Source organism: Variovorax sp. GW821-FHT10D07 (genome assembly GCF_059415325.1).
Genome location: NZ_JBWKMZ010000006.1, coordinates 1 through 13,237, shown reverse-complemented (window position 1 = coordinate 13,237; position 13,237 = coordinate 1). Strand labels below are relative to the sequence as shown.

The following is a 13,237-nucleotide window of genomic DNA, read 5'->3' as shown; positions in this document are numbered from 1 at the left end:
GCCGGCGCGCGCCGCGGCCGCCACAATTTCCGCTTCATGCCCGAGCCTTCGCACGCACCCTCCGCCCAACGACCGACGGTGCGCAAGCGCCTCGGCTTCTTCAGCCGGCTGCTCGACGACGCCCCCGCGGCCGAGCGCTATCGCCTGGTGGCCGCGCAGATCGCGCATGCCGAGGCCTTCGGCTTCGACTCGGCCTGGGTCGCGCAGCACCACTTCCACGAACACGAGGGCGGGCTGCCTTCGCCCTTCGTCTTCCTGGCCCACGTGGCCGCGCGCACGCGCCGCATCCGCCTGGGCACCGGCATCGTGACCCTGCCGCTCGAGAACGCGCTGCGCGTGGCCGAGGACGCCATCGTGCTGGACCTGCTCACGGGCGGCCGGCTCGAACTCGGCGTGGGCACGGGCGGCACGCCCGAGGCCTTCGCCGCCTTCGGCCTCGATGCGGCCGAGCGTCCGGCCCTGTTCGCACGGCAACTCGCCGCCGTGCGCGCGGCCTGGGCCGGCCGGCCGCTCGCGGGCGGCGACACGCTGTACCCCGCGGGCGCGCAACTGCTGGGCCGGATCTGGCAGGCGACTTTCTCCGTCAGTGGCGGCACGCGCGCGGGCCAGGCCGGCGACGGCCTGATGCTCTCGCGCACCCAGCCGCGCACGCTGGAAGCACCCGATGCGACGCTGGCGGAGCTGCAGGAGCCGATCGTCGATGCCTACCTGGCCGCGCTGCCCGCCGGCGCCACGCCGCGCATCGTGGGATCGCGCAGCGTCTTCGTGGCCGACACGCGCGCCGAGGCGCTGCGACTGGCCGAGATCGGCCTGCGCCGCTCGGCCGCGCGCTTCGCGGCCTCGGGCGGTGGTGGTCTCGCCGACCGCGCGGGCCCCGAGGCCCCGCTCGAACGATTGATCGCGGCCTACGACGTGCACGTGGGCACGCCCGAGGACGTGATCGCCTCGCTCGCGGCCGACAGCACGCTCGCGCGCGTCACCGACCTCGTGTGCCAGGTGCACTCGGTCGATCCGCCGCATGCGGCGATTCTGCGCTCGATCGAGCTCGTCGCCACCGAGGTCGCGCCGGCGCTCGGCTGGCAGCGGGACACGGCTGCGGCACCCACCGACATTCCTGCCCTCCAGACCTCATGACCGCCACCACCCCTCCCGTCGCCGACGTGATCGACCAGTTGGTCGGCATCGCGCCCGGCGATCCGCTCGACCGCTTGCGCGCGCAGCGCGAACAGGCACGCCTCAACGCCCAGCAGAGCTACCTCGCGCTGTTCGCGCCCACGCCGCCCGTGCCCGAAGCGTTCGACATCGCGGACCGCTTCGCCGTCGCGGCCTTCGTGACCGCGCTGCACGAACAGCCCGAGGTCGCGCGCTTCTATGCACAGCGCCTCGCCGCGCAGCGCGCCCGTGCGGGCGTGGCCGAGGCGATCGCCGACGAAGCGAAACGCGCCGCCGCCAAGGGCCCGTACGGCCGCTATCCCGCCGGTCCGCTGAGCGTCGAGGACACGGCCGGCCCTTCTTACGCGGTCGCCGATGCGAACCGCGAAGCGCTGGGCCCGCGCCTCTCGGCCGCGCTCGTGCATGCGCAACTGCTGGTGTTCCATCCGCGCGATGCGAGCCCCACCGCGCTGCAAGCCTTGCTCGATGCCGGCTGGTCGTCCACCGGCATCGTGACCCTGTCGCAGCTCGTGGCCTTCCTCGCGTTCCAGATCCGCGTCGTCGCGGGCCTGCGCACGCTGGCGCGCCATCCCATCACTTCCGTCGACTGAACGCCATGGCCACCGAATCGACCCTGAGCTATCCGGACAACGCGCACCCCACGCGCTTCACGCAGGTGCAGCTCGAATGGCTGCCCTGGCTCGAGCCGCTGCCCGAAGCCGAGCTCACCGAGCGCCACTTCGCGGGCCTGGTGGATGCGGCGCGCGCCAAGTCGCCGTACTTCCGGCTGCTCGCGCGCGATCCCGACATCCTCGGCGCGCGCACGCGCACCGACAAGGACATCTTCTACAACCCCGAGGCCGGCCTGCCGCGCGCCGAGCGCGAACTGGCCGCGGCCGCGGCCTCGCGCCACAACGGCTGCATCTACTGCGCCTCGGTGCATGCGCGCTTCGCCACGCATTTCTCGCAGCGTTCGGACGACGTGCAGCGGCTGCTCGACGAGGGCACGACGGCCGCGCTCGGCGAGCGCTGGGACGCGATCGTCGCGGCTTCGGTGGCGCTGTCGTCCACGCCGTCCAGCTTCGGCACCGAGCACATCGAGGCATTGCGCGCGCAGGGCCTGGACGATCTCGCGATCGCTGACGTGATCCACGGCGCGGCCTTCTTCAACTGGGCGAACCGGTTGATGCTCTCGCTGGGCGAGCCGCAGCAGCCAGGCGCCTAGGCGTCGTCGGGCGGCACTTCCGCGCTGGCGCGCGCGATCGCCTCGCGCGCCATGCCGGGCGCGAAGGCATCGATGAAGGCATGGATGTAGCCGCGCAGATGCCCGCCGCGGCGCACCGCGAGCTGGGTGCGGTTCTCGCCGAACAGGTGGCCGGCTTCCAGCGCGCGCAGGCGCCGGTCGCGCACCGCGTCGTAGGCCAGGTCGGCGACGATGCCCACGCCCACGCCCAGTTCCACATAGGTCTTGATCACGTCCGCATCCATCGCGGCCAGCACGATGTCGGGCGAGAGGCCATGGCGCGCGAAGGCTTCGTCGATGCGCGAGCGGCCCGTGAGACCGCTGTCGTAGGTGATGAGCGGATGGCGCGCGAGCTTCTCGATGGTGAGCGGCGCTTCGGTCAGCAGCGGATGGCCCGCGGGCGCCACCACCAGGTGCGTCCAGCAGCGACAGGAGATGGCCGCGAGCTGCGGATGGTTCTGCGGCAACTCGGTGGCGATGCCCACGTCGACCTCGCCGTCGAGCAGCATCTGCGCGATCTGGCGCGGCGTGCCCTGGTGCAGGTGCAGCCGCACGCCGGGAAAGCGCAGGCGGAATTCCTGCACCGCGGCCGGCAGCGCATAGCGCGCCTGCGAATGCGTGGCCGCGATCGACAGCAGGCCTTCTTCGCGCGCCAGGAAATCCTGGCCGGCCTGGCGCAGGTTCAGGCTGTCGTCGAGCACGCGCTCGATGATCGGCAGCAGATGGTCGCCGGGCGAGGTGAGGCCGGTGAGCCGCTTGCCCGAGCGCTTGAACAGCAGGATGCCGAGCTCGTTCTCGAGGTCGCGGATCTGCCGGCTCACGCCGGACTGCGAGGCCTCGAGCACCACGGCGGCTTCGCTGAGGTTGAAGCCGCAGCGCACGGTCTCGCGCACGGATCGCAGTTGCTGGAAGTTCATGGCGACGGGAAGAGGCTTGTCTCTGGCGGGGGCATGCGCCTTCCGGGCGCGCACTCGGTGGGAGTGCCCGCAGGCTATCGCGCGACGATGCCGCGCGGCAAAGAACAAAAACGGATCAGCGTATGCGGATTACGTGCTTCGCGAAGGCCGCGCTCTCTTGAAGAATGAGGGCTCTTGCCTTCGAGGGTGAGTGTCTCCTGGTCGCTACGGCGATGCAGTTTCAACGGGCCCCTCGGGGCCCGTTTTTTTTCGCGGCATCCGCCGCGCCACTCCTGTCGACCACCTCATGAGCAACGCCCCCTCCACGCCCCTCGCACCGAACGACCCGCGCGACCGCTTCGCCCACGAGGCGCTGCGCCTGCTCGGCCCCGCGCCCGCCAACTGGGTGCCGCGCCACGATGGCATCGACCACGACGTGCTCGTCGTCGGCGGCGGCCAGAGCGGTGCCGCGCTCTCGTTCGCGCTGCGCCGCGCGGGCATCGCCGAAGTCAGCGTGATCGATGCCGCGCCCGATGCGCAGCGCGCGGGCGTGTGGCTCACGCGTGCGCGCATGCACAAGCTGCGCACGCTCAAGAACCTGGTCGGCCCCGAGGGCTCGGTGAGCGCGCTGGGCTTCCAGGCCTGGTACGAATCGCGCCACGGCCTCGAGGCCTATGCGGCGCTCGACCGCATTCCGCGCACCGACTGGGCCGCCTACCTCGACTGGTTTCGCGACATCACCGCCACCGGGGTGCGTTATGGCACGCGGCTGGTCGGCTTCGAGGCGGCCGGGCAGGGCGCGGTGCCGCACTTCCGCGTGCGGCTCGAGATCGACGGCCAGGAGCGCATCGAGACCGCGCGCAAGCTGGTCTTCGCCAACGGCGTGGCCGGCAGCGGCGCGCCCTTCGTGCCCGAGCTGCTCGCGAACGCGGTGGCCAGCGGGCTCGCGGCCCACACCGGCCATGCGATCGATTTCGCGGCGCTCGCAGGCAAGCGCGTGGCCGTGATCGGCGCGGCGGCCTCGGCCTTCGACGCAGCCGCGGTGGCGCTCGAGCATGGCGCGGCCGCCGTCCATCTGTTCGCGCGCCGCGACCATCTCGCGGCCACGCCGGTGGCGCGCGTGCGTGGCTATCCGGGCCTGTACGACAACTACTTCGCGCTGCCCGATGCCACGCGCTGGCACCATGCGGCGCGCTACCGCCGCCTGGGCACTACGCCGCCGCCCGACTCGGTGCAGCGCGTGCTGGCCTTTCCCAATTTCCATCTGCACCTGGGCGCGCCGTGGCGCGGCGTCACGCAGAACGGCAACCAGCTCGTGGCCCATGTGCACGATGAGCATTTCCACTTCGACTTCGCGATCGCCGGCACCGGCTACAGCCACGAGCTGAGCGAGCGCCCCGAGCTGGCCGGCATCGCCGAGCTGGTGCTGCGCTGGCGCGACCGCTTCGAGGCGCCCGCGCACGAGCGCGACGACGAGCTCGCGGCCGCGCCCTACCTGGGCGCGGGCCTCGAGCTGGTCGAGAAGACAGCGGGCACGGCGCCGTGGCTGCGCGACATCCACGTCTACAACCCGGGCGGCTTCGCGAGCACCGGCCTGCCGCTGGGTGACGTGCCCGGCATGCGCGGCTACGTGCCGGCCATCGTGCGCCGCATCAGCGAGGACCTGGTGCTGGCCGACCTGCCGCTGCACGAGGCGCGCACGCGCGCCGAGGTGCCGCCGGACTTCGGGCCCGAGCTCTATGCGGGCGCGCTGTGGCAGGGGGAGGCGCGGCTGCAGGCAGCCTGAACGGATGACGGCGGGATCTCAGCGCAGCGAGATCCCCGCCGTCTGAATGGTCTTCGCATAGCGGATGCGCTCCGCCGCCAGCGTGCGCCCCAGGTCGGCCGGCGAGCCGCCGGTCACCTTGAAGCCCATGTCCTCGAGCTTGGCGCGCGTCTCGGGCGCGGCGATCACGGCCTGGATGTCGCGGTTGATCTTCGCGACCACGGCCGGCGGCGTGCCGGCCGGCGCGAAGTAGCCCTGCCAGCTCTCGACCGCGAAGCCCGGCAGCCCGGCCTCGGCCATCGTCGGCACCTCGGGCAGGGCGCCCGAGCGGTAGTCGGTGGTGACCGCGAGCGCGCGCAGCTTGCCGGCGCGCACGTGGTCGGTCACGGCGGCCAGCGTGATCAGCGTGGCGTCGACATGGCCCGCGAGCACGTCGAGCGTGGCCGGTCCGCCGCCCGAATAGGGGATGTAGTTGACCTGCGCGCCGGTCTCCTGGCCGATCATCTCGTGCGCCACGTGGGCGATGCCGCCATTGCCCGGCAGGCCCAGGCTGATCGAGTGCGGCCGCGCCTTCGCGCGCGCGAGGTAGGCGCGGAAGTCGGCGATGCCGGTCTTCGGGTTGACCACCAGGATCTGCGGGTTGACCACCGCCTTGATCACCGGCGTGAAGGCCTTCTGGCCGTCGTAGGGCAGGCGGTCGAACAGGATGCCGTTGAGCGTCAGTCCCTCGCCCTGCTGCAGCAGCGTGTAGCCGTCGGCCGGCGACTTGGCCACGCGCGCGGCGCCGATGGTGCCGCTGGCACCCGCGAGGTTCTCGACCACCACCGACTGGCCCCAGCGCTCGGTCAGGCGCTCGGCGATCAGGCGGGTGAGCTTGTCGGCGCTGCCGCCGGCGGCCACCGGCACCACGATGTGGACCGGCTTTGAGGGGAAACCGGCCGCCTCGTCGGTGGCGGCGCGGGCGGAAACCGTGAAGGCGGCGAGCAGGACGGGAGCGGCCAGCGTGGCGCGCAGCAGGGCGCGGCGCGCGCCGCGGGTCGGGGAGGGCAGGGAGGTCATTGGGTGTCTTGTTCGAGGATGCGCCGACCGTAGGCGCGGGCGCGCGCGCGTCCAACGAAGCAAACCGGATATGCGTAGAAGAAAAACTTCGTTCGGCCGGCCCGGCCCGCCGCATACCCTGCCCACACCGCGGCCCCGAGCCGTGTTCCCGCTTCCCCGCCTTCCCCTCGAAAGTCCCCCATGAGCCTCTCCGAACTCCCCGTCGAAACGGCGGGCAACGACCTCGCGAGCGAGCGCGCGCGCGCCGTCGACGCCTTTCTCGCGCAGGCGCGCGGCCTGCTGGCCGCCGGCCCCGGCGAGGGCCACGCCCAGCTGCAGCCGGTGGCCGACGCGCTGATCGCCCTGGGCCGGCGCGCCGACCTGTTCCCGGCCGCCCATTTCCCGATCGATGCCGAGCGCCCCGCGCAGGTCTACCGGCTGGCCGAGGACGCCGACGGCGGCTTCGCGCTCTACCTCTCGGCGGGCCTGGCCGGCAAGGCCCAGCCGCCGCACGACCACACGACCTGGGCGATCATCGCGGGCGTCGAAGGCAACGAGCGCAACGTGCTCTACCGCCGCGAGAAGACCGCCGATCCCGCGCGCGACGACCTCGTGCAGACGCGCGTGGTCGACGTGGCCACGGGCAGCGCGGTGGTGCTGACGCCGACCGACGTCCACACCATCGAGCTGGTCGACGGCCTCGACGGCCGGCACCTGCATTTCTACGGCCGCGCGCTCGAGCGGCTCGAGCATCGCGTGGTGTTCGAAGGCACGGCCGGCGGCAGCTACCGCCGGTTCGGCCCGCCGCGCAACATCCGCCATCCGGCGATCGCGCCGGCGGCGCTCAAGGCCGCGCTGTCCGACGGCGAGGAGATCGCACTGCTCGACGTTCGCGAGACCGGCGTGTTCGTGCGCAGCCACATCCTGCTGGCCGCCTCGGCGCCGCTGTGGCGGCTGGAGCTCTTGATCGACCGCCTGGTGCCACGCCGCGACACCCGCATCGTGCTGACCGACGCCGACGAGTCGCTGGCCCACCAGGCCGCGGGCAAGCTGGTGCGCCTGGGCTGGCGCAACGTGTCGGTGCTCGCCGGCGGCACCGCGGGCTGGGCCGCGGCGGGCTACGAACTCTTCAGCGGCAGCAACGTGCCGAGCAAGGCCTTCGGCGAGGTCATCGAGCACCGCAAGCACACGCCGTGGATCTCGGTCGACGAGCTGCACCAGCGCGTGGAACGTGGCGACGACATCGTGGTGGTCGACAGCCGCACGCCCGAGGAGTTCGCCGACTTCAGCCTGCCGTTCGCCCACAGCCTGCCGGGCGCCGAGCTGGTCTATCGCATCCATGAATTCGCGCCGCGTCCCGAGACGCTGGTGGTGGTGAACTGCGCCGGCCGCACGCGCAGCATCGTCGGCGCGCAGACGCTGATCGATGCGGGCATCCCGAACCCCGTGGTCTCGCTCAAGGACGGCACCATGGCCTGGCTGCTGGCCGGGCGCACGCTGTCGCACGGCCGCAGCGCGCCGCTGCCCGAGCCCGAGGCCGCCGGCCTCGAGCAGGCGCGCGCGCGGGCCGAGGACGTGGCCCGGCGCGCCGGCGTGCGCCGCATCGACGCCGCGGGCCTGGCACGGCTCGAGGCCGAGTCGGGCGAACGCTCGCTCTACCGCTTCGACGTGCGCACGCGCCAGGAATACGAGGTCGGCCATCTCGAGGGCTGGCGCTGGGCGCCCGGCGGCCAACTGGTGCAGGCCACCGACGAATACGTGGGCGTGCGCCGCGCGCGCATTGTGCTGGCCGACTGGGACGGCGTGCGCGCGCTGACCACCGGCGCCTGGCTCGCGCAGCTCGGCGGGCACGAGGTCTTCGTGCATGCGCCGGCGCCGCTGCCCGTGCTGGTGCTCGGCCCCGAGCCCGTGAAGCTGCTGCCGCTGCATGCGCGCGCGCCGCGCATCGCCGTGCGGGAACTCGCATCGGCGCTCGACGCCGGCAGCGTCGCGGTGTTCGACATCGAGCGCCGCGCCGCCTACGAGCGCCGCCATGTCGCGGGCGCGCGCTTCGCGGTGCCCGACCGGCTCGAGGAATTCATCGCCGGCCTGCCCGCCACGCAGCGCGTGGTGCTGGTCTCGTCCGACGGCGTGCTGGCCGGCGCGGTCGCGGCCGAACTCATCGCGCGCCTGGCCCGCGACGGCAGCGCGCGCGAGGTGCTCGCGCTCGCGGGCGGCACCCAGGCCTGGGTCGCGGCCGGCCTGCCCACGGGCCAGGGCGGCGAGGGCGTGCTGACCGGCGACGACGACCACTGGTACAGCCCCTACGCGCATGCCGACCTGGCGGCGCGCAATGCCGGCTTCCAGCAGTACCTCGACTGGGAGATCGGCCTCGTGGCCCAGCTCGAGCGCGAAGGCGACGTGGGCATCCGGCTGGTCGCGCCCGCCACGGCCGACGCGGCGGTGGCGCCATGAACCTGCGAAGCGCTGGCCGAACCCTGGTGCGCACGGCCTGGCAGGCCGTGCCGACCGTGATCGGCGTCATCCTGCTGAACTTCGTGCTGATGCAGCTGATCCCGGGCGACGCCGCCGACGTGGTGGCGGCCGAATCGGGCTCGGCCACGGCCGAGAGCATGGCGCAGCTGCGCGCCCACTTCGGCCTCGACCTGCCGGTGCTGCAGCAGCTCGGCAGCTACCTCTACAACCTCTCGCACGGCAGCCTCGGCGTTTCGCCGCGCTACAACATGCCGGTGGTGGCGCTGATCGGCGCGCGGCTGGGCAACACGCTGCTCTTGATGCTCACCGCGCTGGGCTTCGCGCTCGCCATCGGCATCGCGCTGGGCACCATCATGGCCACGCGCGTGGGCCGCTGGCAGGACCGCACGCTCTCGGTGCTGGCGCTGCTGCTGTATTCCACGCCGGGCTTCTGGCTCGGGCTGATGGCGATCGTGCTGTTCTCGGTGCACCTGGGCTGGCTGCCCACGGGCGGCAGCGAGACCATCGGCGCGGGCTACACGGGCCTGAAGCATGCGGTCGACGTGGCGCGCCACCTGGTGCTGCCGGCGCTCGCGCTCGCGGGCTTCTACATCGCCATCTTCTCGCGGCTCACGCGCGCCGCCATGCTCGAGGTGTCGCGCCAGGACTTCGTGCGCACCGCCGAGGCCAAGGGCCTGCATCCGTGGACCGTCACGATGCGCCACGTGCTGCGCAACGCGCTGATTCCGGTCACCACCGTGGCCGGCATGCACCTGGGCACCCTGCTCGGCGGCGCGGTGGTGGTCGAGACCGTCTTCAGCTGGCCCGGTCTCGGCCGGCTGGCCTTCGACTCGGTGGCCGGACGCGACTACACGGTGCTGCTCGGCGTGCTGCTGATGTCGTCGCTGCTGGTGATCGTGGCCAACATGCTGGTCGACCTGCTGCACGCGCTGCTCGACCCGCGCATCCAGGTGCGCTGAGTTCCGCGCGCGCACCGCTTCACGCTCTTCTGGTTCCTCACCGATGTCCACTCCCTTCCTGCTCGATTCCAACCTCGCGCAAGCGCCCGCGCCGGCAACGGCGCCACGCCGCGCGGAACCACCCGCGCCGCCGACGCCGGCCGCTGCCGTCGTCGCCGCCGTCGACGCACGCCCGGTCTCGGCGCGCCGCGCCGCGCTGCGCGCCTTCGTGCGCAACCCTTCCGCCGTGGCGGGCGTGGTGCTGCTGCTAGCCATGCTGGTGCTGGCCCTGCTCGCGCCGCTGCTCTATCCGGGCGATCCGCTCGACATGGTCGCGCAGCCGCTGCTGTGGCCCGGCCAGGACGCCGCCTATCCGCTGGGCAGCGATTCGCTCGGACGCGACGTCGCGGCCGGCATCGCGCACGGCGCGCGCGTCTCGCTCGCGGTGGGCGTGGTCGCGGCCGTGCTGAGCCTCGCGATCGGCATCCTCGTGGGCGCCACCGCGGGCTACTTCGGCGGCCGGGTCGACGACGTGCTGGTGCGCATCACCGAGCTGTTCCAGACCATGCCCTCGTTCCTGTTCGTGATCGTGGTGGTGGCGATCGGCCAGCCCTCGGTGCCGGTGATCGTGTTCGCCATCGGCCTGGCCTCCTGGCCCGTGATCGCGCGGCTGGTGCGCGCCGAGTTCCGCGCGCTGCGCGAGACCGAGTTCGTGCTCGCCGCGCGCAGCCAGGGCTTTGGCCATGCGCGCATCATCTTCCAGGAGATGCTGCCGAACGCGCTGCCGCCGGTCATCGTCACCACCTCGGTGCTGGTGGCCAGCGCGATCCTGATCGAGTCGGCGCTGTCCTTCCTCGGCATGGGCGACCCCAATGCGGTGTCGTGGGGCAGCATGATCGGCCAGGGCCGCGAGCTGCTGCGCACCGCCTGGTACCTCACTGCGCTGCCGGGGGCGGCCATCGTCTTCACCGTGCTGGCGCTCAACCTCGTGGGCGACGGCCTCAACGATGCTTTCAACCCGCGTTTGAGGGGCCGTTGAGATGACGCTCGAACCCGTGACGATCGCGCCGCCGCTGCTGGACGTGCGCGGCCTCGATGTCTTCTTCCACGGCTCGAACGGCCCGATCCAGGCCGTGCGCGGGCTGGACCTGACCTTGCAGCGCGGCGAGACGCTGGCGCTGGTCGGCGAATCGGGCTGCGGCAAGTCGACCACCGCGCTGGCGCTGCTGCGCCTGCTCGCGCCCGGCACCGCGCTGCGCGGCAGCATCCATTTCGACGGGCGCGACATCCTCGCGCTGTCGCCGGCCGCGTTGCGCGAGGTGCGCGGGCGCGAGATCGCGATGATCTTCCAGGAGCCGATGACCTCGCTGAACCCGGTGCACACCATCGGCGCGCAGATCGAGGAGACGCTGCGCCGCCACGAGAAGCTCTCGGCCGCCGCGGCGCGCCGGCGGGCCATCGAGCTGCTAGACCTGGTGCGCATTCCCGAGCCGCAGCGGCGCATCGACGACCATCCGCACAACCTCTCTGGCGGCCAGCGCCAGCGCGTGATGATCGCGATGGCGGTGGCCTGCAAGCCGCGCCTGCTGGTGGCCGACGAGCCCACCACCGCGCTCGACGTGACCATCCAGGCGCAGATCCTCGAGCTGCTCGACGGCCTGCGCCGCGAGCTCGACATGGCGCTGCTGCTGATCACCCACGACCTGGGCCTGGTGGCCCAGTGGGCCGACCGCGTGGCCGTGATGTACGGCGGCGAGAAGGTCGAGGAGGCACCGACCTCGAAGCTCTTCGCCGCCCCTTCGCATGCCTACACCCGCGGCCTGCTCGGCGCCTCGCTGCATGCCGGCAGCGCGCTGCACTACGCGGATGCGCGCCTGCCCGAGATCCAGACCCGGCTCGATCCCGCGACCGGCGTGCGCGACTTCGCGCTGCACGTGCCGCAGCCGAACACGAAGGTGCGTGCCTTGCCCGTGCGCGCCGCGGCCGGCGAGCCGCTGCTGTCGGTGCAGGACCTGCGCACCGACTACCCGACGCGCGGCGGCGGCGTGCTGCATGCCGTCGACGGTGTTTCGTTCGACATCCGCGCCGGCGAGACCGTGGGCCTGGTCGGCGAATCGGGCTGCGGCAAGTCCACGCTCTCGCGCACCCTGCTGCGACTGGTGGACCCGGCGGGCGGGCGCATCGTGTTCGACGGCACCGACATCGCTTCACTGTCCGAAAAAGTGCTCAAGCCCTGGCGGCGGCGCGTGCAGATGGTGTTCCAGGATCCCTACGCGTCGCTGAACCCGCGGCGCAGCGTGTTCGACATCCTCGAGTCGGTGCTCAAGGTGCACGGCGTGGACGACCGCGCCGAGCGCCGCAACCGCATCGCCGCCATCCTCGAGCGCGTGGGCCTGCCGGCCGACGCGGCACGGCGCTTCCCCAACGAGTTCTCGGGCGGGCAGCGACAGCGCATCGGCATCGCGCGCGCGCTCGTGCTGCGGCCGTCGCTGGTGGTGCTCGACGAGCCGGTGTCGGCGCTCGACGTGTCGGTGCAGGCGCAGATCCTGAACCTGCTGGTGGAGCTGAAGGAGGACTTCGGGCTCTCCTACCTGTTCATTTCGCACGACCTGTCGGTGGTGCGGTACATCGCGGATCGGGTGATGGTGATGAACAAGGGGAAGATCGTGGAGACGGGGGGATATCAGGATATTTGGGATCGGCCGCAGCATGCTTATACGCGGAGCTTGATTGCTGCTGTGCCTGGGGCGGAGCAGAGGAAGGCGGCCTGAGGTTGCTCCGAAAACGCCGGCGGGAACACGCCGTCGGCGTCAGTCCCAATTTGGGACTAAAATCGCGTCATGCGAGTCATCGCCCAGAAAATGCTGGTCGACTTCTACCGGCAGGACGCCCATCAGGACTGTGTCGGCCCGGCGCGGGCCTGGTACGCGATGGCCTGCGCCGCGCAGTGGACGCAGCCCGCCGATGTCGTGGCCGCCATGCCGAAGGTCAGCATCCTCAAGGACGGCCGTGCCGTGTTCAACCTCGGGGGCAACAAGTACCGGCTCGTCGTCTGGATCAACTACGACTACGCAACGATCTACACCCGGTTCATCGGCACGCACGCGCAGTACGACCAGATCGACGCGAACACCATTTGAAGGAAGGAGCCCGTCATGGAAATTCAACCCGTCAAGAACGAAAGCAGCTACCGCGCCGCGCTCGCGGCGATTGAAGGCCTGATGATGGCCAAGCGGGACACGCCCGAAGGCGACCGCCTCGATGTGCTCGTGACGCTGGTTCAGGCCTACGAAGCGAAGCATCACCCGATCGATCCACCCGACCCGATCGAGGCGATCAAGTTCCGCATGGATCAGTCGGGAATGGGCGTGAAGGATCTCGTTCCCTTTATCGGGCCGCTGAATCGCGTGTACGAAGTGCTGGCGCGCAAGCGCCCGTTGACGTTGCACATGATCCGGCGCTTGAACAAGGGGATGGGGATTCCGGCCGATGTGTTGATTGGGTTGGCCGAGGAAGAAGCATTGGCGGATTGATGTGCGCGTGGGGCCGGCTCTTCGGTTTTATGTGTTGTTCTCTTTGGTGAGGCTGTTGGCCGGGTCTCGCCCCGGCGGGCGACTTACTTTTCTTGTCTCGCCAAGAAAAGTAAGCAAAAGAAGGCGACCCCGCTGTCTGTGTCCCTCCGCTTCGCTACGGGCAACCTGCGGTGCTCGGAGAAAGCGGGGGTCCGCAG

At 71.6% G+C, this 13,237-nt stretch carries 12 protein-coding genes; 10 read left to right on the top strand and 2 right to left on the bottom strand.

Annotated elements, in window-relative coordinates:
- The first annotated feature begins 36 nt into the window (after window positions 1-36).
- Genes AC07PU_RS18880 through AC07PU_RS18870 form a run of 3 tightly spaced genes read left to right on the top strand, consistent with a single transcriptional unit; the run spans window position 37 to window position 2,377 of the window.
- Window positions 37-1,134: a putative FMN-dependent luciferase-like monooxygenase gene (locus AC07PU_RS18880; RefSeq protein WP_495319459.1), complete on the top strand. Its 1,098-nt coding sequence runs from the start codon at window positions 37-39 to the stop codon at window positions 1,132-1,134.
- Window positions 1,131-1,763 carry a CMD domain protein gene (locus AC07PU_RS18875; RefSeq protein ID WP_495319457.1) on the top strand — a complete coding sequence of 211 codons (633 nt, stop codon included), beginning with the start codon at window positions 1,131-1,133 and terminating at the stop codon, window positions 1,761-1,763. The genes AC07PU_RS18880 and AC07PU_RS18875 overlap by 4 nt, the downstream gene beginning before the upstream one ends.
- A 5-nt stretch (window positions 1,764-1,768) precedes the next feature.
- A complete protein-coding gene (locus AC07PU_RS18870) occupies window positions 1,769-2,377 on the top strand; it encodes an alkylhydroperoxidase domain protein (protein ID WP_495319455.1) in 609 nt (202 codons plus the stop codon).
- Here the strand turns inward: AC07PU_RS18870 and AC07PU_RS18865 are convergent.
- Window positions 2,374-3,312: a CysB family HTH-type transcriptional regulator gene (locus tag AC07PU_RS18865; protein ID WP_296779660.1), complete on the bottom strand. Its 939-nt coding sequence runs from the start codon at window positions 3,310-3,312 to the stop codon at window positions 2,374-2,376. The two genes, AC07PU_RS18870 and AC07PU_RS18865, sit on opposite strands and share 4 nt — an antisense overlap.
- Before the next feature lie 286 nt (window positions 3,313-3,598).
- Here AC07PU_RS18865 and AC07PU_RS18860 point away from each other — a divergent pair, with 286 nt between their 5' ends.
- Window positions 3,599-5,077, top strand: a complete 1,479-nt coding sequence (locus AC07PU_RS18860; protein WP_495319452.1) for a SidA/IucD/PvdA family monooxygenase — start codon at window positions 3,599-3,601, stop codon at window positions 5,075-5,077.
- A gap of 18 nt (window positions 5,078-5,095) precedes the next feature.
- On the opposite strand, the gene AC07PU_RS18855 is transcribed toward AC07PU_RS18860, so the two are convergent.
- Entirely contained in the window at window positions 5,096-6,115 is a 1,020-nt protein-coding gene (locus AC07PU_RS18855) for a tripartite tricarboxylate transporter substrate binding protein (protein ID WP_495319450.1), read from the bottom strand.
- A 180-nt stretch (window positions 6,116-6,295) separates the two neighbouring features.
- On the opposite strand from AC07PU_RS18855, the gene AC07PU_RS18850 reads away from it, so the two are divergent.
- The 6 genes from AC07PU_RS18850 to AC07PU_RS18825 all read left to right on the top strand — a co-directional run bounded on the left by AC07PU_RS18850 (window position 6,296) and on the right by AC07PU_RS18825 (window position 13,040).
- On the top strand, window positions 6,296-8,548 hold the full coding sequence (locus tag AC07PU_RS18850; protein WP_495319448.1) for a rhodanese-like domain-containing protein: 2,253 nt from the start codon (window positions 6,296-6,298) through the stop codon (window positions 8,546-8,548).
- Window positions 8,545-9,528 carry an ABC transporter permease gene (locus tag AC07PU_RS18845; protein WP_093345771.1) on the top strand — a complete coding sequence of 328 codons (984 nt, stop codon included), beginning with the start codon at window positions 8,545-8,547 and terminating at the stop codon, window positions 9,526-9,528. Before AC07PU_RS18850 ends, AC07PU_RS18845 begins: the two co-directional genes overlap by 4 nt.
- A gap of 43 nt (window positions 9,529-9,571) precedes the next feature.
- Complete coding sequence (locus tag AC07PU_RS18840) at window positions 9,572-10,546, top strand: ABC transporter permease (protein ID WP_495319446.1); 975 nt, start codon at window positions 9,572-9,574, stop codon at window positions 10,544-10,546.
- A gap of 1 nt (window position 10,547) precedes the next feature.
- Window positions 10,548-12,278, top strand: coding sequence for an ABC transporter ATP-binding protein (locus AC07PU_RS18835; protein ID WP_495319444.1), 1,731 nt, complete (start codon window positions 10,548-10,550; stop codon window positions 12,276-12,278).
- A 69-nt stretch (window positions 12,279-12,347) separates the two neighbouring features.
- Window positions 12,348-12,647, top strand: a complete 300-nt coding sequence (locus tag AC07PU_RS18830) for a type II toxin-antitoxin system HigB family toxin (RefSeq protein WP_431513876.1) — start codon at window positions 12,348-12,350, stop codon at window positions 12,645-12,647.
- A gap of 15 nt (window positions 12,648-12,662) precedes the next feature.
- Complete coding sequence (locus AC07PU_RS18825; RefSeq protein ID WP_093345779.1) at window positions 12,663-13,040, top strand: helix-turn-helix domain-containing protein; 378 nt, start codon at window positions 12,663-12,665, stop codon at window positions 13,038-13,040.
- The last annotated feature ends 197 nt before the right edge of the window (window positions 13,041-13,237 follow it).

Excerpts from the sequence above, each read along its gene's own strand:
- AC07PU_RS18880 (WP_495319459.1), top strand. The coding sequence starts at position 37 with ATGCCCGAGCCTTCGCACGCACCCTCCGCCCAACGACCGACGGTGCGC.
- AC07PU_RS18875 (WP_495319457.1), top strand. The coding sequence starts at position 1,131 with ATGACCGCCACCACCCCTCCCGTCGCCGACGTGATCGACCAGTTGGTC.
- AC07PU_RS18870 (WP_495319455.1), top strand. The coding sequence starts at position 1,769 with ATGGCCACCGAATCGACCCTGAGCTATCCGGACAACGCGCACCCCACG.
- AC07PU_RS18865 (WP_296779660.1), bottom strand. The coding sequence starts at position 3,312 with ATGAACTTCCAGCAACTGCGATCCGTGCGCGAGACCGTGCGCTGCGGC.
- AC07PU_RS18860 (WP_495319452.1), top strand. The coding sequence starts at position 3,599 with ATGAGCAACGCCCCCTCCACGCCCCTCGCACCGAACGACCCGCGCGAC.
- AC07PU_RS18855 (WP_495319450.1), bottom strand. The coding sequence starts at position 6,115 with ATGACCTCCCTGCCCTCCCCGACCCGCGGCGCGCGCCGCGCCCTGCTG.
- AC07PU_RS18850 (WP_495319448.1), top strand. The coding sequence starts at position 6,296 with ATGAGCCTCTCCGAACTCCCCGTCGAAACGGCGGGCAACGACCTCGCG.
- AC07PU_RS18845 (WP_093345771.1), top strand. The coding sequence starts at position 8,545 with ATGAACCTGCGAAGCGCTGGCCGAACCCTGGTGCGCACGGCCTGGCAG.
- AC07PU_RS18840 (WP_495319446.1), top strand. The coding sequence starts at position 9,572 with ATGTCCACTCCCTTCCTGCTCGATTCCAACCTCGCGCAAGCGCCCGCG.
- AC07PU_RS18835 (WP_495319444.1), top strand. The coding sequence starts at position 10,548 with ATGACGCTCGAACCCGTGACGATCGCGCCGCCGCTGCTGGACGTGCGC.
- AC07PU_RS18830 (WP_431513876.1), top strand. The coding sequence starts at position 12,348 with ATGCGAGTCATCGCCCAGAAAATGCTGGTCGACTTCTACCGGCAGGAC.
- AC07PU_RS18825 (WP_093345779.1), top strand. The coding sequence starts at position 12,663 with ATGGAAATTCAACCCGTCAAGAACGAAAGCAGCTACCGCGCCGCGCTC.